19 protein-coding genes are annotated in these 20,250 nt (G+C 59.7%); 1 reads left to right on the top strand and 18 read right to left on the bottom strand.

Features of this window, described 5'->3' with window-relative positions; genetic code table 11:
• Positions 1–143: 143 nt before the first annotated feature.
• The 18 genes from DA915_RS16155 to ruvC form a co-directional block, all read right to left on the bottom strand.
• A complete protein-coding gene (locus tag DA915_RS16155; protein WP_003506253.1) occupies positions 144–989 on the bottom strand; it encodes an outer membrane protein in 846 nt (281 codons plus the stop codon).
• A gap of 188 nt (positions 990–1,177) precedes the next feature.
• Positions 1,178–2,530 (bottom strand): phosphoglucosamine mutase, encoded by a 1,353-nt coding sequence (gene glmM, locus DA915_RS16160; protein ID WP_003506251.1) that lies wholly within the window; start codon positions 2,528–2,530, stop codon positions 1,178–1,180.
• Between the two features lie 189 nt (positions 2,531–2,719).
• Complete coding sequence (gene ftsH, locus DA915_RS16165; RefSeq protein ID WP_003506249.1) at positions 2,720–4,666, bottom strand: ATP-dependent zinc metalloprotease FtsH; 1,947 nt, start codon at positions 4,664–4,666, stop codon at positions 2,720–2,722.
• Between the two features lie 154 nt (positions 4,667–4,820).
• Entirely contained in the window at positions 4,821–6,158 is a 1,338-nt protein-coding gene (gene tilS / locus DA915_RS16170; RefSeq protein ID WP_107676635.1) for a tRNA lysidine(34) synthetase TilS, read from the bottom strand.
• A gap of 27 nt (positions 6,159–6,185) precedes the next feature.
• Positions 6,186–7,205: a tol-pal system protein YbgF gene (gene ybgF / locus DA915_RS16175; RefSeq protein ID WP_003506245.1), complete on the bottom strand. Its 1,020-nt coding sequence runs from the start codon at positions 7,203–7,205 to the stop codon at positions 6,186–6,188.
• A gap of 158 nt (positions 7,206–7,363) precedes the next feature.
• Complete coding sequence (gene pal, locus DA915_RS16180; RefSeq protein ID WP_026364038.1) at positions 7,364–7,897, bottom strand: peptidoglycan-associated lipoprotein Pal; 534 nt, start codon at positions 7,895–7,897, stop codon at positions 7,364–7,366.
• A gap of 213 nt (positions 7,898–8,110) precedes the next feature.
• Positions 8,111–9,418, bottom strand: a complete 1,308-nt coding sequence (tolB, locus tag DA915_RS16185) for a Tol-Pal system beta propeller repeat protein TolB (protein ID WP_003506242.1) — start codon at positions 9,416–9,418, stop codon at positions 8,111–8,113.
• A gap of 20 nt (positions 9,419–9,438) precedes the next feature.
• The gene (locus DA915_RS16190; protein ID WP_107676596.1) at positions 9,439–10,608 is read right to left on the bottom strand and encodes a hypothetical protein; all 1,170 of its coding nucleotides are present in this window, start codon (positions 10,606–10,608) and stop codon (positions 9,439–9,441) included.
• A gap of 9 nt (positions 10,609–10,617) precedes the next feature.
• Complete coding sequence (tolR, locus tag DA915_RS16195) at positions 10,618–11,079, bottom strand: protein TolR (RefSeq protein WP_003506238.1); 462 nt, start codon at positions 11,077–11,079, stop codon at positions 10,618–10,620.
• A 61-nt stretch (positions 11,080–11,140) separates the two neighbouring features.
• On the bottom strand, positions 11,141–11,860 hold the full coding sequence (gene tolQ, locus DA915_RS16200) for a protein TolQ (protein WP_003497570.1): 720 nt from the start codon (positions 11,858–11,860) through the stop codon (positions 11,141–11,143).
• A gap of 261 nt (positions 11,861–12,121) precedes the next feature.
• Entirely contained in the window at positions 12,122–12,562 is a 441-nt protein-coding gene (gene ybgC / locus DA915_RS16205; protein WP_107676597.1) for a tol-pal system-associated acyl-CoA thioesterase, read from the bottom strand.
• Entirely contained in the window at positions 12,559–13,095 is a 537-nt protein-coding gene (locus DA915_RS16210; protein ID WP_107676598.1) for an NUDIX hydrolase, read from the bottom strand. Before DA915_RS16210 ends, ybgC begins: the two co-directional genes overlap by 4 nt.
• Positions 13,092–13,616 carry an NUDIX hydrolase gene (locus DA915_RS16215; RefSeq protein ID WP_003506231.1) on the bottom strand — a complete coding sequence of 175 codons (525 nt, stop codon included), beginning with the start codon at positions 13,614–13,616 and terminating at the stop codon, positions 13,092–13,094. The genes DA915_RS16210 and DA915_RS16215 overlap by 4 nt, the downstream gene beginning before the upstream one ends.
• Positions 13,613–14,194, bottom strand: a complete 582-nt coding sequence (locus tag DA915_RS16220; protein ID WP_003506229.1) for a DinB family protein — start codon at positions 14,192–14,194, stop codon at positions 13,613–13,615. Before DA915_RS16220 ends, DA915_RS16215 begins: the two co-directional genes overlap by 4 nt.
• 110 nt (positions 14,195–14,304) lie before the next feature.
• Entirely contained in the window at positions 14,305–15,225 is a 921-nt protein-coding gene (locus DA915_RS16225) for a metallophosphoesterase (protein ID WP_107676599.1), read from the bottom strand.
• A complete protein-coding gene (gene ruvB, locus DA915_RS16230) occupies positions 15,226–16,266 on the bottom strand; it encodes a Holliday junction branch migration DNA helicase RuvB (protein WP_046799901.1) in 1,041 nt (346 codons plus the stop codon).
• A gap of 126 nt (positions 16,267–16,392) precedes the next feature.
• Positions 16,393–17,010 (bottom strand): Holliday junction branch migration protein RuvA, encoded by a 618-nt coding sequence (gene ruvA, locus DA915_RS16235; RefSeq protein WP_003506224.1) that lies wholly within the window; start codon positions 17,008–17,010, stop codon positions 16,393–16,395.
• A gap of 32 nt (positions 17,011–17,042) precedes the next feature.
• Positions 17,043–17,555 carry a crossover junction endodeoxyribonuclease RuvC gene (gene ruvC / locus DA915_RS16240; protein WP_020809619.1) on the bottom strand — a complete coding sequence of 171 codons (513 nt, stop codon included), beginning with the start codon at positions 17,553–17,555 and terminating at the stop codon, positions 17,043–17,045.
• 251 nt (positions 17,556–17,806) lie between these two features.
• Here ruvC and DA915_RS16245 point away from each other — a divergent pair, with 251 nt between their 5' ends.
• Positions 17,807–20,116 (top strand): methyl-accepting chemotaxis protein, encoded by a 2,310-nt coding sequence (locus DA915_RS16245; RefSeq protein WP_107676600.1) that lies wholly within the window; start codon positions 17,807–17,809, stop codon positions 20,114–20,116.
• The last annotated feature ends 134 nt before the right edge of the window (positions 20,117–20,250 follow it).

Genomic DNA, 20,250 nt, shown 5'->3' on the forward strand with positions numbered 1-20,250 from the left:
CCGATCCCAGTCAAGCGGAATATGTCGCTGCGCAGAAGAATTTTGGTCCATATGCGTCATGCGCGGTGTCCGATGCCGGTAAAACAAAACCGCCCGCACCCGGAGGATGCGGACGGTCTGAAAGTACCAGCGGTGCGTGACGTTTATTTATAAACGGCAGGCTGCAGCGGAATATCAGCGGGCGGCATGTATTGCGCAGTGTCGCAGCCATTGAAGACATAACGGCCGCCGACGCGCACTTCATGCGAATAGAGGCCCTTGTCGCGGCCCGGACCGCCGCCATTCTCATAAGCGAACATATCGCCCTTGTTGATGTGGCGGAAACGGTAACCGATATCGGCCTTCAGGTTACAGGTGACGTCAATGGACGCACCGGCCATCAGAGCGTAGGCAAAGCGCCATTTGCCCTTGCCGCCATGTTCGGTGGTCGGGTCGCAGCCAAGGCCATTGACGCTGCACGACGTGTTGCGCAGCTTGTCCCATTTCACGTAAGAGCCGCCGATACCGCCGCCGACATAGGGTGTGACGCGGCCATAGGTGCCGAGATCGACATAGGCGTTGGCCATCAGCGTGTAGGCTCGCAGGGAGCTAAGATCCGCCGAGACGCAACGACCGGGAACAGAGCCACAGAAGCCGCTCGTGGAGCCTCTGAAATCCGATTTGCCCATATAGTCAAAGGTCACGTCACTGCGGAAATAGTTGTTGAACTGATAACCGACACCGCCGCCGATGACATAGCTGTCCTTGATTGTCGCTGTATCAAAATCCTGCAGATAGCCACCCGGGCCACCCTGATAATAATGGGCGCCGCGCAGCTTGTTGAAGGAATAACCGACATCGCCGCGCAGATACCAGCCGCTCGCCTGGGTGATCGCGACCTCGGGGGCCTCGACATAGGCCGGCGCGGGCTCGGCTTGATAAAGATCGGCAGCGATAGCGCTGGTACCGGTCAGCAGGACGGCCAGAAATCCGGCCAGGGCGTTTTTCATGACTTCCACTCCAGAAGAGGCACGTGCGGTTTCGGCAGCAGATGCCAGTGAACTGTTCAGTCATGGAGATTGACATAAAATGGTTAAGTCCCGATTAACCACGATCATTCACTATATTTATTAGCAAACAGTCAAAGAAAAAGCCGGCTGGGCAGCCGGCTTTGTTAGGACATTACTGACGCCTCGGCTCACGCGGCCGAGCGAGCATTGGCAATGACGCCGACGAGATCGTTGACGATCTGCTCCACCTGCGCGCTGTCATCACCTTCCGCCATGACGCGGATCAGCGGCTCGGTGCCGGAGGGGCGGATGACGAGGCGGCCATTATTGGCCAATGCGCTTTCCGCATCCGCAATCGCCTGCTGCACAACAGGATTTTCCAGCGGCTTGCCGCCGGAGATACGCACGTTCTTCAAAAGCTGCGGCACCGGCTCGAACTTGCGGCAGACTTCGCTGACCGTGAGGCCGGAGCGCTTGACCTTGGCGAGAACCTGCAATGCCGCGACGAGGCCATCGCCCGTCGTGCCGTAGTCCGACAGCACGATATGGCCGGACTGTTCACCGCCGACGTTGAAATTGTGGTTGCGCATGTGCTCGACGACATAACGGTCGCCCACCTTGGTGCGGGCAAGGGTGAGGCCCTTGTCGCCGAGGAAGCGCTCCAGCCCGAGATTGGACATGACAGTCGCGACGATGCCGCCGCCGCGCAGCGTGTTGTCGGCGGCCCAGCTATCAGCGATGACAGCCATCAGCTGGTCACCATCGACGATCTCGCCGCGCTCATCGACGATGATGACACGGTCCGCATCACCGTCGAGAGCAATGCCGATATCGGCCCGCACTTCATGCACCTTCTTCTGCAGAGCTTCCGGATGGGTGGAGCCACATTCGAGATTGATGTTGATGCCGTTCGGCTCATTGCCGATCGTGACGACTTCCGCACCGAGTTCCCAGAGCGCAGCGGGTGCGACCTTGTAGGCAGCACCATTGGCGCAGTCGATCGCGATCCGAAGCCCGCTCAGCGTCACATCGCGCGGCAGGGTGCGTTTGACGAATTCGATATAACGATAGATGTCACCATCCACGCGCTTGGCGCGGCCGATCTCGCTCGGCTTGGCGAGCTGGGCGTAGATATCCTTGTCGAGAAGATCCTCGATCTCCAGTTCCAGCTCGTCAGAGAGCTTGTATCCGTCAGGTCCGAAAAGCTTGATGCCGTTATCGGAGAAGGGATTGTGCGAAGCCGAGATCATCACGCCGATATCGGCGCGCAGCGACCGGGTCAGCATGGCAACGGCGGGCGTCGGGATGGGGCCGAGCAGGAAGACATCAAGGCCGGCGGCGGTGAAACCGGCAACCAGTGCGTTCTCCAGCATATAGCCGGAAAGCCGCGTATCCTTGCCGATGACCACACGATGACGATGATGGCCACGGCGGAAGATCGTTCCAACGGCAATGCCCACACGCATCGCCAGATCAGGCGTCATGGGGAATACGTTCGATTGTCCGCGGATACCATCGGTTCCGAAATAACGGCGTGCCATTTGAACTCCAAATCTTTCGGGCATTCCGGCAAAAACTGAAAACAGCCGGAAGCGTTTTTGGCTAAATGCCACAAACCACGATAAACAGCACGTAAATTACCGCAAAAATGGCTTATATCTTGTTACCAAAATGAAAAGGCCACCCGGAAACCCGGATGGCCTTTTACAATTTCTAACATGCGTGGACGATCAATGCGGCTGCGGCTCCATGCCGCCTTCGGCCTCACCGTCACCCTTTGCTTCGCTCGGGCCGTCCTTCTTGGCACCGGCTTTCGGCACCGCCGAACCACGGCTGCCCGGAGAATCGTCACCCAGATCGCGCGCCGGCTTCTCACCCCTCAGCAGCGCCTTGATCTCGTCGCCCGTCAGGGTTTCGTATTCGAGAAGACCCTCGGCAATTGCGACAAAGCCATCGTGGTTATCCGTGAGGATACGCCGTGCCTCGGTATAGGCCTCGTCGATCAGACGTCGGACTTCGGTGTCGATCGTCTGCGCTGTCGCCTCGGAGACGTTCTTCGACTGAGAGACGGAATGGCCAAGGAACACTTCCTGCTGGTTTTCACCATAGGCCACCTGGCCGAGAGCGTCGGAGAAGCCCCATTGCGTGACCATGGCGCGGGCAAGCTTGGTGGCCTGCTCGATATCCGAAGACGCGCCTGACGTGATGTTCTCCTTGCCGAAGGTCAATTCTTCGGCAACGCGGCCACCCATCATGATGACCAGGCGCGACACCATCCACTTGTAGCTCATGGAATAACGGTCGCCTTCCGGCAGCTGCATAACCATACCCAGTGCACGGCCGCGCGGAATGATCGTCGCCTTGTGCAACGGATCGGCCACGGCAACCTTCAGCGCGGTGATGGCATGGCCGGCCTCATGATAGGCGGTCAGCTTCTTTTCGGCCTCGGTCATGGCGGAGGAGCGGCGCTCCGCACCCATCATGATCTTGTCCTTGGCGTCTTCGAATTCCTGCATGGTGACCACGCGCTTGTTGCGGCGGGCAGCCATCAGGGCGGCTTCGTTGACGAGGTTCATGAGGTCCGCACCGGAAAAACCGGGAGTGCCGCGGGCCAGAATCTTGAGATCGACATTCGGCGCCAGCGGCACGTTGCGGATATGCACCTTGAGGATGCGCTCGCGGCCGACGATATCAGGGTTCGGCACGACGACCTGACGGTCGAAACGGCCTGGACGCAGAAGTGCGGGGTCAAGAACATCGGGACGGTTGGTGGCAGCGATGAGGATGATGCCTTCATTCGCCTCGAAACCGTCCATCTCGACCAGCAGCTGGTTCAGTGTCTGCTCGCGCTCGTCGTTACCGCCGCCAAGACCGGCGCCGCGATGGCGGCCGACAGCGTCGATTTCGTCGATGAAGATGATGCAGGGTGCATTCTTCTTAGCCTGCTCGAACATGTCACGCACGCGGCTTGCGCCGACGCCGACGAACATTTCCACGAAGTCCGAACCGGAAATGGTGAAGAACGGCACATTGGCTTCGCCGGCGACGGAACGCGCCAGAAGCGTTTTACCGGTACCCGGAGGGCCAACAAGCAGCACGCCGCGCGGAATCTTGCCGCCGAGGCGCTGGAACTTCTGCGGGTCGCGCAGGAATTCCACGATTTCCTCGAGGTCCTGCTTGGCTTCGTCCACACCTGCGACGTCATCAAACGTCACGCGGCCATGCGCTTCCGTCAGAAGCTTGGCCTTGGACTTGCCAAAGCCCATCGCGCCACGGGAACCGCCCTGCATCTGCCGCATGAAGAACAGCCAGACGCCGAGAATGAGGAACATCGGCAGAAGCGTGCCGAGATAGCTCAGAAAACCGGAGGAACCATCGCTTTCGGGACGCGCCACGATGGTGACGTTCTTGCTCTGCAAGCGCTCCATCAGGCTGTCGTCGATGACGGGGGAATAGGTCTGAAAGGCCGTGCCGTTTTCGGTATAGGTTCCGAGAACCCGGTTGCCGGTGACGGTCACGTCGCGAACTCGCCCGGAATCCACATCGCGAAGAAACTGGGAGTACGGGATTTCCCGCGAGCCCGTTTGCGTCGGCGAGGTCTGGAACATGCTGAACAGCGCGATCAGCAAGAGGGCGATCACGGCCCACAAGGCGAAATTTCTGAAATTTGGGTTCATCGAACTCCCCGAACTCACACGGGCATATCTGCTGCCCGCTATTATGTGCCCCTAACATAAGGACGACATCCGCCGTTGCCAAGGCAAAGCGCGTTATCTGATGCGTTTTGGTGTAAAAACTCTTCCATGGCAATTCACGAAAAAGAGGCCGGATTTAAACCGGTGGCTGTGGATAGGCCGTCCGTCCGAATAAATTGGCGATTGCATTTGCCAACTCAAGGTCGAAGCGCGGCAGGAAAAGATCGAAAGGTGCAAGCCTCGGCGTGATGGTGACGGCCTGCGGCATGGAAACCTCCCCTTCGGCCGCTGCGGCAATTTGCGGCAGACCCGCCATCACCGGTTTTGTCACCCCTGATGGCGCCGACGGAAAATGCGCGGCCATTTCCACGGCATCACCAACCCTGCCCGCTTTGACAAGGATTGGAAAAGCCGATCCATTCTTCACAAGGAAACGATCGTCCCACAGCCCTTGCTGATGCGCGCCGACATGAAGCTCCGGCAGGTTTCGCTGCTCGCGCAACAAATAAAGCCCATCCCGCCGCCGATCGAGAAGAACACGGCCAACTGTCATTCGCCCGTTTTCACCCGTTTTGAGAAACCGCAAAACGCGCTCCATGCCGCTTGCGGCCGGAAAATATGCCCTTCCGCCAAGGATGGCGATCAGCGCCGCCAACCCGTGCCGGAACTCGGGAAGATCGGGATTGACGGCATCGTCGGCCAGTCTGGCGAGAGCAGCATGGAAAATCTGCGTGTGATCGCGCAGGAAAACGGCTGTTTTGTCGGAAAGCGCCCGTCTTTTGAAAGAGGCCTCCGCATCGATCAACGTGGGGGAGACGGGAAGCGCCTGCCGAACACGCACCCGCTCATATCTGATATTTTCATTGCTCGGATCGTCGAACCAACCGCGCTCGCGGGACGACACGTAGTCACGGATCGCCTGTCTCTCACACATCAGGAACGGCCGCATGACCCAGTAGCGGCTATCGTATAAAACCGCGTCCGCCATGCCGGAGAGACCGAGATTATCACTGCCGCCGTTGCGGGCGGCGCGCATCGCCACGGTTTCACGCTGGTCGCCGATTGTATGCCCCGTCACGACAAGATCGGCGCCAGTCTCAAGGGCGACCTCGGCAATCAGGCGGTAGCGGGCAAGTCGGGAGGCTTCGGAAAGGCCGGAGGCCGGTTTGGCACCATCCCACCGGCGGGTAACGTGGGGGATGCCAAGTTCGGCGCAGAGCATGGCGACCTTGCACGCCTCATCGGCGGATTCCGCTCTCAGCGCATGGTCGACCGTGACGGCGGAAAGCCGCAAACGGTCCTTACCCACTCCCGCCGTTGCCTCATGCAATGCCAGCAACAGGCCGGTGGAATCACTGCCGCCGGAGATTGCGACGAGGATATGGGCGGGGTTTTGTAGATTTCCGACAAAAAACTGTGCCGCCGCGAGCGGCGCAACTGTCTTTTCATTCGGAGTGCGGGCATCAACCGGCATGGAAATACCCGCCATGGCAGGGGAAAATCAGCAGCTCAGCCGTTTCTGTTCGCTGGCGACCTTGGTCAGCACGGTCTTCGAAGCATTGGGATAGCGCTTCGGCACCTCGCGCAGCGTGGCGCAGGCGGTTTCAGTATTGTCGAGAGCGGCAAGTGACATGCCGAGCTTCATCAGCATTTCCGGCGCTTTCGGAGACTTGCCATAGGCCTGATGGCCGTTCAGGAAGGTCTTGGCGGCCTCGTTGAACTTGCCCTGGGAATATTGCGCCTCGCCCAGCCAGAAGCTCGCATCGGCGGCCTTGGTGCCTTTGGGGTAACCCTGCAGATATTGCTGGAAACCCTGTTCCGCCAGCTTGTAGTCACCGGAAAGGACATGGCCGTAGGCGGCCTGATAGATGTCGCCTTCGCTGGTCAGCGCCGCCGTGTTGACAGGATCGGTCTTGCGGGCGCTGTTGCCGGTGGTCACACCGGGAAGGTTGCCGGAGGAATTACTGGCGCCGGAATTGAGCGTGCCGCCAATCGGCATTCCCTTGGAATCAAGCTCGATCGAGCCGAGCGTTGTCTCTCCCGGTGCGCCTGTCGGAGCACTGGAGGGAGCAGAGGGAGAAACGGAAGCGCCACCCTCGGGTGGCGTTTCGATGATCGTTGCAACGTCGTCGGTCGGCGGCGAGGCCGGATTGACCGGACTGGCTTCCGCCTTCTTTTTCGGTGCAGCGGTCGGGCTTGCACCCTTGCCGCCGGCATTGCCGCCTTCCAGTTCCTGGAAGCGGAACTCGTTGTCTTCCTGCGCCTTGCGGATCGTTTCCTGCATCTGCAGAAGCTGGAAGCTCATTTCTTCGATACGGCCATTGAGCTGCCGGATCTGTTCTTCAAGCTGCTGAACCCTATAGGCTTCATTGGCCTGAACCCGGACGACCGGGAGCTGCTGTTGAGAGTTGATCGTGCCGAAGCTACCCCCCGCACCGAACAGCGGACCCGAAACGGCTGCGCCGCTCAAGCCGGTGCAGGCTGCAAGCCCCAGCATTCCCGCCACGACAAGTTTCTTCATCTCATTCGTCCTGCCTTAACTGATTTGCACCGGAATGGCGCAAGCCGGATTTTTTCCATATCAACCGAAAAAGCAACTTAACTTCGGCCAAACTATGAAAAAAACAAAAGGCGGCCCGAAGACCGCCTCCCATTCAAGATCACAATAACGTCAGGCAATCACATGCCCGCGCCACCGAGAACCGTCACGGCGCGGCGGTTCTGCGACCAGCAGGAAATGTCGTCGCAAACCGCGACCGGCTTTTCCTTGCCGTAGGAGATCGTCTTCATGCGGTTTGCCGGAACGCCCTGGGAAGCCAGGAAGTCGCGGGTTGCAGCCGCACGACGGGCGCCGAGCGCAAGGTTGTATTCACGCGTACCGCGTTCGTCGGCATGGCCTTCAACGGTGATGGCGTAGTTCGGATAACGGGCGAGCCACTGGGCCTGGCGCTGCAGGGTCTGCTGGGCGTCGGCGCGGATCGAGGTGGAGTCAGTGTCGAAGAAGATGCGGTCGCCGACGTTGACCGTGAAGTCCTGCTGGGAGCCCGGCGTTGCGGAGCCCGCGCCACCAAGGCCGAGTTCACCGGCGCTGTTCGGCATGTTCTTCTTGTTCGCGCAGCCTGCGAGAGCAAGCGCGAGCGTCATGGCGATGACAGCCGGGTTACGGGCCAGTTTCTGCATGGGGCTGAGTGCCGAAGTGTGTGTACGGCTCATCGCCGGTCTCTCCTTAGGATTTCAATAACGTTTCCGGACACTAACTGATCGCGGTTAATAGCCGGCAAACGCTTATGGTTAACAGAAAGGAAATGTCCCAGTTTTTTTGCTCCCTCACAACACTTTGCGGCAAGAAAGAGGCACACTTCCCCATGGTATCAAGTAAAACACATGATGGCGCCGGTTCATGCCGGCGCCATCATGACAGTCATATCAGTCCAGAAGCGGCGACCATGCCGGATCCGAAGCGAAGGTCGGCGTCTTGATGAGCTGTTCGTTATAGCCCGTCAGGTCGATCGAATAGAGCTGCGGACCACCGGCACCGGCGTTCTGGCGGAAGAACATCAGCACGCGGCCGTTCGGCGCCCAGGTCGGGCCTTCATTGTGGAACCCGCTGGTCAGAATGCGCTCGCCCGAACCGTCGGTCTTCATCACGCCGATCGAGAACTTGCCGCCCGACTGCTTGGTGAAGGCGATCAGATCGCCGCGCGGGGACCAGACCGGCGTGGAATAGGAACCATCACCGAAGGAGACGCGCTGCTGGCCGGAACCATCGGCATTCATGACGTAGATCTGCTGGCGGCCGCCGCGGTCGCTTTCGAAGGCGACACGCTGACCATCAGGCGAATAGGACGGCGCCGTATCGATCGCCGACGTATTGGTCAGCCGCGTCGTGGTGCGCGAGCGCAGGTCCATGGTGTAGATATTGGCATTGCCATCCTGCTGCAGGCTCATGATGACCTTCTGGCCATCAGGAGAGAAGCGCGGCGAGAACGTCATGCCGGGGAAGTTGCCGACCACTTCGCGCTGCCCGGTTTCCAGCTGCAGCAGGTAAACGCGCGGCTGCTGGCCTTCGAAGGACATGTAGGTCACTTCCTGACGGTTCGGCGAAAAACGCGGCGTCAGGACGATGTCGTTCGAGTTGGTAAGATTGCGGACGTTGAAGCCGTCCTGATCCATGATCGAGAGCTGGCGCTTGCGGGCGGTTTTCGGGCCGCTTTCGGAGACGAAAACGACGCGGGTGTCGAAGTAACCCTTTTCACCGGTGACACGCTCATAGATCGCGTCGGCGATGATGTGGGCGACACGGCGCCAGTTTTCCGGCTGCGTGAAGAACTGCTGGCCGGTCATCTGCTGGCCTGCGAAAGTATCCCACAGGCGGAACTCGGCGCGCAGGCGGCCATCGCTTTCACGCGTGACACGGCCGGTCACGAGCGCCTGGGCGTTGATGACCTTCCAGTCCTCGAAACGCGGCTGCTGATCCGGATTGCTGATCTTTTCGATGAAGGCGTTCTTGTTGACCGGCGCGAAGAGGCCGGAACGCTGCAGGTCGGCGGCGATGACCGCGGAAACCTGCGCACCGATACCATCGCTCGACATGAAGTCGGTGATGGCGATAGGCAGCGGCTCGACATTGCCCTTGTTGATGTTGATTTCCACCCGCGCAAAAGCCGGTGCGGAGAAAACCGACATGAGGGCCGCGACAGCGAGCACCAGCCGGATCGGCGAAAATATCTTCATGTTGCCAGGCCTTTCAGCATTCATAGCAATTCACTGGGATCGAAGTTCACGACGACTTCGTTCCATGCGTCATATTTGTCGGCAGGAAGGTTCGTGAACGGAGCAGAACGCATGATGGCGCGATAGGCTCCGCCGGAAAGAGCACGGCGCGTTCCTTCCGAACCGCCGGTTGCCTCGATCTCGGGCCGACCGATGATGGTTCCATCACGGTCAAGCTTCATGGTGACCCGGACGCGAACGTCCGAGGCATCCGCCATGCCGGGAATGATCTGCCAGTTTTTCTGGATTGCGCCGCGCAGCGCATCCATTTCCGTCTGGCTGAGTGTAGAGCCGCCGGTCGATTTCTTGCCGCCAAGGGCTGCCTGCTGGGTGGAGCGCTTGGCGCCGCCGCCGGAAGGCGCCTGCTTGTTCAAAAGCGCTGCAACATCGTCAGCGTTGAAATCGCTTTCCTTCGAAGAGGCGGATTTTGCAGTCTCCTGCTTCTTCTCACCCGGCTTCTTGTCGGAAGGCTTATCGGTGGATTTCGCCTGATCCGGCTTGGTCTCGGCCGGTTTTTCCGTGGGCTTCTGCTCGGCGGGTTTGGTCTCGGCCTGCTTCGGCTCCTCCGGCTTCGGCGGCTCCGGGCGGGAATTCGGACGCGGCACGTTCTGCGGTACGGGAATTTCGGCCGGCTCCTGCGTTGCGGGCGGCGGCTCTTCGGCCTTGGTTTCCTGCGGCGGCGGTTCCGTCTTCGGCTGCGGCGCGATTTCAGGCTTGGTCTGCGGCAAGGCGGCCATTTCCTGCGGCTTGGGAGCCGAGGTTTCTTCCTTGACGATTTCCTTCACCTCGTTCGCCTTGGTATCGACGACCGGCTGCGGCTTCTCCTGCTTGGGCGGAGCCGCCGCGCTAATATTGTCGTTAGGCTTGGTGGTAGGCGTCGGGGGCGCGTCAAGATCGGCCGTGTTGTTGCCGACATTCTGGGCGTTCTCGATGATGTCAGGACGTGTGGTCGGAACAGGAGCGGACTTTTCGGCCTTCGGTGCCTTCTTGTCACCCTGCTGGATCTGGGTCAATTCCTCGATCGGCACCAGCTCGACAGGCAGGGCCTCGGCCTGCGACACGTCAAGCGGTTCCGGCGAGCCCAGGGAAACGAGGGCGAAAGCCAGAAGCGACGCGTGCACGATCGCGGATGTGGTAAGGCTGCCCTTCATCGTTTTACGTCAATTGTCCTGTTTCTGCTGGGTCACAAGGCCGATATTCTTGAAGCCCGCCGCCTGGATACGCGCCATCACGTCGGCAACGACGCCATAGGCGGCAACGGAATCCGCACGCACGAAGATGCGTTCGTTATAACCAGTCGTGGCGATCGCCTGCAGCTTGTCGGCCACTTCGGCCGCCTGAATTTCCGTTTCCTGCAGATGGATCTGGCCATTGGCATTAACGGAAATGGTGATCGGCTGCGTGTCCGAGTTCAACGCATTGGCGGAGGTCTGCGGCAAGTCGATCGGCACGCCGACAGTCATCATCGGCGCCGCCACCATGAAGATGATGAGCAGCACGAGCATGACGTCGACCAGCGGCGTGACGTTGATCTCGCTGATCGCGCCGCCTTTGCGTCGTCCGCCGCGCCCACCCCGGCGTCCACCGGAACCGCCGCCGCTGCCACCTGCTGACATACCCATATCATCTACTCCATTTTGCCTTGCGGCAAATTACTGCACAGCATGCACATCGTGCGGCCGCTTACTGGGCGGCCTGCCGCGTCTGAAGTTTTTCATCGATCTGGCGCGACAGGATCGCGGAGAACTCGTCGGCAAAACCTTCCATGCGGGCGGAAAGCTTGTGCGCGTCGGCCGTGAACTTGTTGTAGGCGATAACCGCCGGAATAGCCGCGACAAGGCCGATGGCCGTTGCCAGAAGCGCTTCAGCGATACCCGGCGCCACGACCGCAAGGTTGGTGGACTTCGAACCGGCAATCGCCTGGAACGAGGTCATGATACCAACAACCGTACCGAAGAGACCGATGAAGGGACCAGCCGAACCGATGGTGGCGAGCGAACCGAGGCGCGCCTCGTATTGTTCGCCTTCACGCGCGATCGTCACATCCATCGCCCGGTCGATACGCATTTGCAGACCAATGGGCGAACGCGCGCCGCGCTCGAATGATTTCTTCCATTCCCGCATGGCGGAAACGAAAATTGCCGCAAGACCGCCATTCTGGCGTTCCGCCAGCGTGCGATAAAGCTCCTCGAGCGACTGGCCCGACCAGAAGACCTGTTCGAACTGGTCGAACTGGCGCTTTGCCTTGCCGAAGCTCACATATTTGTCGAAGACGATCGCCCACGTCCAGACCGAGGCGGCGATAAGTCCGATCATCACGAGCTTCACGATGAGGCCCGCCTGCATAAACAGCGCCCAGAGACTTACATCGTGCGTCGCCGCTGCCAAACCTGCCTGTTCCATAAATATCCAATCCCCGAATCCAAACGCCCGGTACGGGACCGGGCGATTCAAACGCGTGTTAACGCTCGAAGTCCTGCAGCCGCAGCCGCCAACCCCTTAGCCATACCCCGATACTTGCCAGTAAGCCTTACTTGCCAATAAATTTGGTGAAAGGAAGGCGTGCGCCGCACAAATGCCAGTTGCTAAAGTAAGACACCATTATGGTTAAAGGAGTGTTACAGCCGAGCCACGCCGGATGGATTTACTGGACGGAGCCGTCAATTACTTCAGGAATTTTTCGGCAACCGCCTCCGGAAGACGCCTCGGGCGGCCATTGGCATTGATGACGGCGATGATGACCTTGGCCGCGACCAGCAGGGTTTCGCCCCGCCGGATTTCCTGATTGAGCACCATTTTCGCGCCGCCGGCCTTTTCGGTGATGGTCGTGATCGTCAACACGTCATCCATCCGCGCCGGGCTTTTGAAATCGATCTCCATGCGATGCACGACAAAGACCAGCCCCTCCTCATCGGCGGTCAAAAGCGTGCTTTGTTCGCAGCCGAGGCAACGCAGGTAATCGGTGCGGCCGCGCTCGAGAAAATGCAGATAACGGGCGTGATAAACGAGGCCGGAGAAATCCGTATCCTCATAATAGACCCGTTGCGTCAGGCGGTGGCCATGTTCGATCAGTTCACCCGAAAGCGAAACCACAAGCTCGCTCATACTATCTCCTTGAGAATTTCGGCAGCATCGGAACGACCTTCGCGGATGATAAGATGCTCATGCCGTTGAGGCAGCGCCTCGATACGCTCCGCGATGAAACGGGGCCTCAGATCGCTCTTCAAAAGCGCTGATGGCTGCGTGGGCAGCCAGCGGAACTCCACCTCGACGCCATCCAGCACCCGATGCACGATATCGCTTTCATGGAACGGCAGAGGCTGGCGAAGCGAAATAAGATAATAAAATCCCAGTTCATGCGCCGCATAATCGTCATAGGCGAAAAAATTTTCGGCCGACCAAAGGAGACGCTCGACCGAACAATCCCGGCCAAGCTCCTCGCCGATCTCGCGGATGATGGTTTCCTCGGAGCTTTCGCCGATTTCGGCACGGCCGCCGGGCAAGGCCCAGTAGCTGTCCTTCGTGCCGCGCTGGACCAGAAGATGGCCATTCTGCAAGATCAGCGCCGCAACCCGCATGCTGAAAAGCTGCGGTTTCCGGTCCAGCCGGATCATGTGGCGTTCAGGCGCAGAGATCATTTATCGTCCAGATCGCCGTCATGCCAGACGAGGTGTCGTGTGGTCTTCGGCAGGTGTTCTATTTCGTCGGCGATGAAATAGGGCGGAATATCAAGCTCCGTCAATGCCTGCCGGGTTGCCGCAACCCAGCGGAACTCCAGTTCGTTATCGCCGTCCTGAACGCGGTGAATGATGTCAGTCGGATGAAAGGCCAGCGTTTCCGGCAGGTCCATCAGGTAATAAAACCCGAGTTCGTGCCAGTCCTTGCCCTCGTAGTGGAAAAAATTCTCGACCGCCCAGAGAAGGCGTCCCACCTTGGCTTCAACGCCAAGCTCCTCGACCATTTCACGCGCCAGCGTTTCTTCGGAGCGTTCGCCCATTTCGGCACGGCCACCCGGAAAGGTCCAGAATTTTTCATGCGACGCCCGGTGCACCAGCACATGGCCATCACGAAACGCCAGTCCCGCGACACGCATCTGGAAAATGCGCTTCGGCTTGAACTTGATGCGGATGCGGGTGTCCTGCTTGGTATCGTGTGTCATGGTGCTGGCCTGCGGGCTGGAAACATCAAATCGGTTTCTGTCCACCCTAACGCATCCATCTCGTCTTTTCTCGTCTTTGCATCATCTCCCACAATGAATTCATCCAGTTGCGGCGGCTTAACCGTGGTCCCTGATAACATCGCATGCGCCTGCCCGCGATGATGCGTCTGGTGCTGGAAGAGATGGGACAGAACATCGTCACAGCGATCCCGCTGGATACGCCTGCCGCGGTGAATATTGACGTCGGCCGCAAGGCCGTCTTCGTCCAAACCATCGACAAATGCGATCAGCGCCTCGTCAAGCTCCATCTGAGCGGCTCGCAGATCCGACATGGTGGCGAAGGGCTCCTCTTCGGCAAAAGCGGCAAGGCCGAGCGTGCCGCCCTGGAGGGCATCGATATAAAACCGGTCGACGGTGTAGATGTGGTTCAGCGTCGCCCTGAGCGTGGGAAAGAAACTGACACGGGAAGCGACAAACGCCTCCTGCGAAAGCTGAAGACAGGCCTGATGCAGCCGGAAATTGGCCAGCCGGTTGTTGCGTGCAAGTTTGCGGAAAACCCGCAGCGGATCGTAAGGCATCGGCATCCCTCCCTTGACGCCGAATGATGGCGTCATTCAATCAGCGCGTTCAAGCTCCGATCTGTTTTTCATAACTTTTGCGTCGTCTTCCTGTTCGATTAGCGAACGGCTCAGAAAAGCTCAGGCCGATGCCCAAGATCGACGACCACGATTTCCGGCGGAACGCCAAATCGGACGGGCGCGATGGAGCAACCAAGGCCGCCCGAGATAATCAAGTTGCGATCATCCTCGACCACATGGCCGTAGGCATAGCGATTGCCGTAGCGCGACGGTACCACAGGCGAACGTCCCAAAAACCGTATTTGTCCGCCATGGGTATGCCCGGACAACGTCAAGGCCACACGCGGCGGCACCTTGGGAAAGATATCCGGTTCATGCGCCATAAGGATCACCGGCGCCTCGTCTGTCACCTGCGCGAGCGTGCCGTCGAGATCATCTAGACCGCGCATACTTCGGCGATCCCATTTTTTGCCCGGCAACAACGCAAGCTGGTCCTCCAGTCCTGCGATCCAGAAACCTTGACCATTCTTCTCCAGCCGCAAGACGCGATTGCCGTAGACGGCAATGCCAACATCGGCAAGCGCCTTGTGACCGAATGTTTCACCGCCACCGGCCTTCTGTGCCGACCGGTCTTCCCACCAGTCATGATTACCCATGATCGCGTGAACACCGAGGGGTGCCCTTAATACCGCAAGAGCCTTCGACCAATCTCTCGAATGGACATAGCGCGTCACGAGATTCATGCCAGCGGTATAGTCACCGAGCAGCAGCATTACGTCACCGTCGAGACTGTTGGCATGATTGCAGATCGCGGCAATCCGGGCGGCCGACATCCATGGCTCGCAGGCGTGAATATCGGCAAGCACCACCAGCCGCAGTTTGAGACCCGACGGCCAGCCGGGCGGGATCAGCGCATAGCGGGTCACGTTAAGCCGAAGGAGTGGTTCGAAGCCGAAAGCATAAGAACCGAGCGCCATGGCACCCGCAAAGCCACCCCCAAGAACCTTCAGAAAGGCACGGCGGGAAATCAATCAATCTTCCTCCAGCGTCAGCCGGAACTGCGCCGCCTCGAGATCCTTGGGCGGCTGCATGCCCAGATGTTTCCAGGCTGTGCCCGTCAAAATGCGCCCGCGCGGTGTGCGCTGGATGAAACCCTGCTGGATCATATAGGGCTCGATGATATCCTCGATCGCATCGCGCGGCTCCGAGAGGCCGGCGGCGATGGTTTCGATGCCGACCGGGCCGCCGCCAAAATTGACGGCGATCATGGTCAGATAACGCATGTCGAGCTGGTCGAGGCCCATTTTGTCGACAAGCAGCCGCGTCAAAGCCTCGTCGGCGATCTCGCGGGTAACGGCCTCCGCCCGCGCCACCTCGGCGAAATCGCGCACACGGCGCAACAGCCGCCCGGCGATGCGCGGCGTGCCACGCGCCCGCCTTGCCACCTCGCGCGCGCCCTCATCGGTCATATTCAGCCCCATCAGTCGCGCGCCGCGCCGGACGATCAGTTCCAGCTCGTCAACTGTATAGAAAGCCAACCGGACGGGAATGCCGAAACGATCGCGCAGCGGCGTCGTCAAGAGGCCGAGGCGGGTGGTGGCGGCAACGAGGGTGAATTTGGAAAGATCGATCTTCACCGAGCGCGCCGCCGGCCCCTCGCCGATGATGAGATCGAGCTGGAAATCCTCCATGGCAGGATAAAGGATTTCTTCCACCGCAGGATTGAGGCGGTGAATTTCATCGATGAAGAGCACATCGCGTTCTTCCAGATTGGTGAGAAGTGCGGCGAGATCACCCGCCTTGGCGATGACAGGCCCCGAGGTGGATTTGAAATTGACGCCAAGTTCCTTGGCCATGATCTGCGCCAGCGTGGTCTTGCCGAGGCCGGGCGGGCCGACGAACAGCACATGATCCAGCGCCTCGCCACGGTTCTTGGCGGCCTCGATGAACACCTTGAGATTGGCACGGGCCTCCGCCTGGCCGGTAAAATCATCCAGCGACTGCGGGCGCAGCGTGGTGTCGATATCCTCGCCACGCTTTTCCGGGGTAATCAGTCTCTCCGCATCGCTCATTCAGGGCATTCCATTGTTCTAACCGAATTCATCAGGTGGTCACCGCCCCTATATCACGACTATCGCATCAACGCGCTTCACGAAATTCAGGATAACCGGGGCTCCACGTCCGCATGCCAGGCGGCCTTACCGCGAAAGCTCCTTCAGCCCGAGGCGGATAAGCTTGGCGCTGTCACCGCCCTCCCCGCCATTCTTCAGCGCGGCAGCAACCGCATTGGCGGCCTGGTCGCGCGAATAGCCGAGATTGGTGAGCGCGGAAACGGCATCCGCCACCGGCGCGGATGCAACGCCTTCACCAAGCTCCTGCTTGAGCCCGATCGAGGCGGAAGCCTCTCCCGCAAAGGCAGGCGCCTTGTTGCGAAGCTCGGTCACAAGACGCACCGCCACCTTCGGCCCAACGCCTGGCGCACGCGAAATCATCACCTTGTCTTGAAGCGCGATGGCATTGGCGAGTTCGGAGGGCGAAAGCGTGGAAAGGACGGCCAAGGCCACTTTCGAACCCACGCCCTGCACGCTCTGCAGCAGGTTGAACCATTCCCGCTCCAATGCCGAAAGAAAACCGAAGAGCTTCAGCTGGTCTTCACGCACATAGGTTTCGATGAACAGCACCACCGCCTCCCCGACGGAGCCGATTTTCGACAGCGTGCGCGCCGAACAATAAGCGACGTAACAGACGCCGTGCACATCCACCAGCACATAGTCCGCGCCGATTTCCTCGATGCTGCCCTTCAGTTTTCCGATCATGATGCCGCCCGCTGCAATGAGACTTTAAATATTCAACCGGCCGCCAAAAGCCGCGCCATCCTGTCGCCGCCGCGATTATGCGCGTGGCAGATTGCGATGGCGAGAGCGTCCGCCGCATCGTTACCCTTGAATTCGGCCTTCGGCATCAGGATTTTCAGCATCATGTGAATTTGCTGCTTTTCGCCGTGCCCGACGCCGATGACGGCTTTTTTCACCGCATTCGGCGCATATTCAAACACCGGCAGTCCTGCCCGCGCCGGAACCAGCATGGCGATGCCGCGCGCCTGACCAAGTTTCAATGTTGCAACCGCATCCTTGTTCACGAAAGTCTGCTCCACCGCCGCCTCGTCGGGCTGGTAGCTGTGCACGACGTCAGCCAGCCCGTCATGCAGCTGGCACAGCCGGGAGGCGAGATCCATATCGCCATCCGAGGTCACGGTACCGGAGGCGACAAACCGCAGGCTGTTGCCAAGGGTGTCGATGACACCCCATCCGGTGCGCCGCAATCCGGGGTCAATGCCGATGATTCGAATCGTCTTTTGCATGAGGCACCTTATCTTTCCGGCTGCGACCCTGCCAGCGATAAGTGAACAAAACGACAACATTGATCAAATTTGCAGTGCAGCATTTACCTCTGCTTAAACCGCGTACCGCATTGTTCTCCACAAAATCAAAAAAGGGGAGCTGCGGACATGATGATCCGCAGCACAATATGTTCGCCATATCAGCCGTCCAATGGCGCCATCCATCCATGCATGGCGCGGGAACTGATCCGGCATTGAGGGCTGCATCGGCCATGCTGAACCGTTTTCATTCCATATCCACCAAAGTGCTCGCGATTTTCCTGGCGCTGATGGCGATCTCGACCGGGGCTCTGACACTTCTCGGCTATCAAAGCAGCAGCGGCGTTCTTGAGGAGCAGGCGTCGAGATCCATGGAGAGCATTCTGGTTTTCCGCGGCGATATGCTTCAGGAACGCCTAGAGCAGCTGAAAACGCAGGCGGATTCCATTGCCAAGATCGAATCCCTGCAGATGGCTGTTGTCTCCATGCGCAGCGGCTGGGCCACCGTGCAGAAAAACTCCGGCGACGCAAAGGCAGAACTGCAGCGCGTCTTCGTCAAGGAAAACCCCTTCGGCGAAAAGGAAAAGCTGATCAAGCCGGAAAGCCCCAGCGGCTTTTATTACTCCACCCATGAGAAGACCCAGACGGATATAGGCGCTTATATCAAGGGAACGCCGTTCAGCGACGTTCTCTTCATCGATCCCGCCGGTACGGTCTATTATTCCTATCTGAAGGGACCGGCCTTCGGGGAAACCGTCAAAGGCGGCGCCTGGGCGGAAAGCGGCCTTGGCACGGCCTTCGCCCGCGGCGCGGCGAACGCCGAAAAGGCGGTCAACGACGTGGCGCAGACCAGTTTCTCCGGCCTGCGGATTGATGCTGCGACGAAAGAGGCCGGTATTTATTTCGGCGTTCCGGTTGTCAAATTCGGCGCGTTCAAGGGCATCGTCCTCTTCCAGGTCAAGGAAGGCGTTTTCAGTCAGATTCTGACGAAAGGCATCGCGGCGGGCAGTTCGGAACAATCCGCGATCATATCAGCCGATGGCAAGGTTATCGGTGTTGAGGGCGACAGGCTGATCAGCCTTGACCCGGCCATCTACGATTTCCACGGCGAGGCCCTGAACGCGGCGGGCATGACCATTGCCAAGATCGACCGCGCGGATGGCGAAGCCAATGCCTATGCCCGCCCCTTCTCTTTCGCCGACGAAAAATATCTCGCGGTGGAAAGCATGCTGCGCAGCGAGTTGAACGCCGGCTCCATCTCGATTGCCGGCACGCTTGCCGTGATCGGCCTTTGCGTTCTGGCCGCCATGTGTGCAGCGACGGCCTTTTTCGCGCGGCGTCTCTTCGCCCCGCTGGAAAAGCTTGCCGGACTGACCGGCGAAGTGGCCGCAGGCCGTCTCGATGCGGAAATCGGCAATCAGGATCGAAAGGACGAGATCGGCCGCATGGCGCGTGCGCTCGGCAGTTTCCGTGAAAAACTTATCCTGCAGCGGGACATGGAAGAGACCGCATCACGCACACGGGAAGAAGCCGAAACAGCCCGGCGCGCGCATCTTGCGGAACGGGAGGCCGAGGCAGGCACCCTGCAAATGGTCGTGCAATCTCTGGATGAGGGGCTCGACCGGCTGGCGAATGGCAACCTCGCCTATCGTATCGAGACCGCTTTCCCCGACGATCTCGAAAGCCTGCGCCATAACTTCAACACGGCGCTTGCCCGGCTCAGCGAAACCATGCAGGCCATCGGCGGCAATTCCGCCGCCATTCGTGGCGGTTCCGAGGAAATGCGGGTGGGGGCCGACCAGCTCGCCGAACGTACCGAACGGCAGGCAGCCTCCATCACCGAAACGGCAAGCGCCATCAAGGCGATCACCGAAGCCGTCCGCGACCAGATCGAACGCGCCGAACAGGCAACGCGGATCGCCCGCGACGCCAGCACGGAGGCAACGGCATCCAGCCGCGTCATGGAGCAGACAATCGCCGCCATGGAGGCGATCCAGACCTCATCACGCCAGATCAACCAGATCATCGGCGTCATCGACGAAATCGCCTTCCAGACCAACCTTCTGGCGCTGAATGCCGGCGTGGAGGCGGCGCGAGCAGGCGACGCAGGCAAGGGTTTTGCGGTCGTGGCCCAGGAAGTGCGCGAACTGGCGCAGCGCTCGGCCGCCGCCGCAAAGGAAATCACCAGCCTGCTGAAGCGCTCCACCGACGAGGTTTCCTCGGGCGTGGTGCTGGTGGAAAAGGCAGGTGCTTCGCTGACCGGCATCGGCAAACACGTGCAGACCATCAGCACGCGTATCGAAGAGATCATGGAGTCTACCCGCGAGGAGGCGCACACGCTTTCGGAAATCAACAGTACCGTCTCCAGCCTCGACACCATGACCCAGCAGAACGCCGCCATGGTGGAAGAGACGACGGCCGCCATTCACAATCTCGCTTCCGAAGCGGGTGAAATGGACGGCAGGCTCGGACAGTTCGTATTGGCTCCGGAGAACGAGGCCGCGGGGCATCGCGAGGACAGGCAATTCAGGCGGATGGGTTGAGACAGGCCAGCCGGCAAAATACCGGGGCCTCTTCGGAGGCCCCAATTTTTTTGAACCATCCTTCAATTCTGCGCGACTTCACTGGTAAATCGGGACACGCGCCTTACATCCGCAGCAAAGATTTAAATTTCGCA

The sequence above is a fragment of the Agrobacterium sp. LAD9 genome (assembly GCF_003031125.1).
GTDB classification, from domain to species: Bacteria; Pseudomonadota; Alphaproteobacteria; order Rhizobiales; family Rhizobiaceae; genus Agrobacterium; species Agrobacterium radiobacter.

Excerpts from the sequence above, each read along its gene's own strand:
- tilS (WP_107676635.1), bottom strand. The coding sequence starts at position 6,158 with ATGCCGGTTGATGCCCGCACTCCGAATGAAAAGACAGTTGCGCCGCTC.
- DA915_RS16245 (WP_107676600.1), top strand. The coding sequence starts at position 17,807 with ATGCTGAACCGTTTTCATTCCATATCCACCAAAGTGCTCGCGATTTTC.
- pal (WP_026364038.1), bottom strand. The coding sequence starts at position 7,897 with ATGAGCCGTACACACACTTCGGCACTCAGCCCCATGCAGAAACTGGCC.
- DA915_RS16210 (WP_107676598.1), bottom strand. The coding sequence starts at position 13,095 with ATGATCTCTGCGCCTGAACGCCACATGATCCGGCTGGACCGGAAACCG.
- DA915_RS16190 (WP_107676596.1), bottom strand. The coding sequence starts at position 10,608 with ATGAAGGGCAGCCTTACCACATCCGCGATCGTGCACGCGTCGCTTCTG.
- tolR (WP_003506238.1), bottom strand. The coding sequence starts at position 11,079 with ATGGGTATGTCAGCAGGTGGCAGCGGCGGCGGTTCCGGTGGACGCCGG.
- DA915_RS16155 (WP_003506253.1), bottom strand. The coding sequence starts at position 989 with ATGAAAAACGCCCTGGCCGGATTTCTGGCCGTCCTGCTGACCGGTACC.
- tolB (WP_003506242.1), bottom strand. The coding sequence starts at position 9,418 with ATGAAGATATTTTCGCCGATCCGGCTGGTGCTCGCTGTCGCGGCCCTC.
- glmM (WP_003506251.1), bottom strand. The coding sequence starts at position 2,530 with ATGGCACGCCGTTATTTCGGAACCGATGGTATCCGCGGACAATCGAAC.
- ybgC (WP_107676597.1), bottom strand. The coding sequence starts at position 12,562 with ATGAGCGAGCTTGTGGTTTCGCTTTCGGGTGAACTGATCGAACATGGC.
- ybgF (WP_003506245.1), bottom strand. The coding sequence starts at position 7,205 with ATGAAGAAACTTGTCGTGGCGGGAATGCTGGGGCTTGCAGCCTGCACC.
- ruvA (WP_003506224.1), bottom strand. The coding sequence starts at position 17,010 with ATGATCGGAAAACTGAAGGGCAGCATCGAGGAAATCGGCGCGGACTAT.
- DA915_RS16215 (WP_003506231.1), bottom strand. The coding sequence starts at position 13,616 with ATGACACACGATACCAAGCAGGACACCCGCATCCGCATCAAGTTCAAG.
- tolQ (WP_003497570.1), bottom strand. The coding sequence starts at position 11,860 with ATGGAACAGGCAGGTTTGGCAGCGGCGACGCACGATGTAAGTCTCTGG.
- DA915_RS16220 (WP_003506229.1), bottom strand. The coding sequence starts at position 14,194 with ATGCCTTACGATCCGCTGCGGGTTTTCCGCAAACTTGCACGCAACAAC.
- ruvB (WP_046799901.1), bottom strand. The coding sequence starts at position 16,266 with ATGAGCGATGCGGAGAGACTGATTACCCCGGAAAAGCGTGGCGAGGAT.
- ftsH (WP_003506249.1), bottom strand. The coding sequence starts at position 4,666 with ATGAACCCAAATTTCAGAAATTTCGCCTTGTGGGCCGTGATCGCCCTC.
- ruvC (WP_020809619.1), bottom strand. The coding sequence starts at position 17,555 with ATGCAAAAGACGATTCGAATCATCGGCATTGACCCCGGATTGCGGCGC.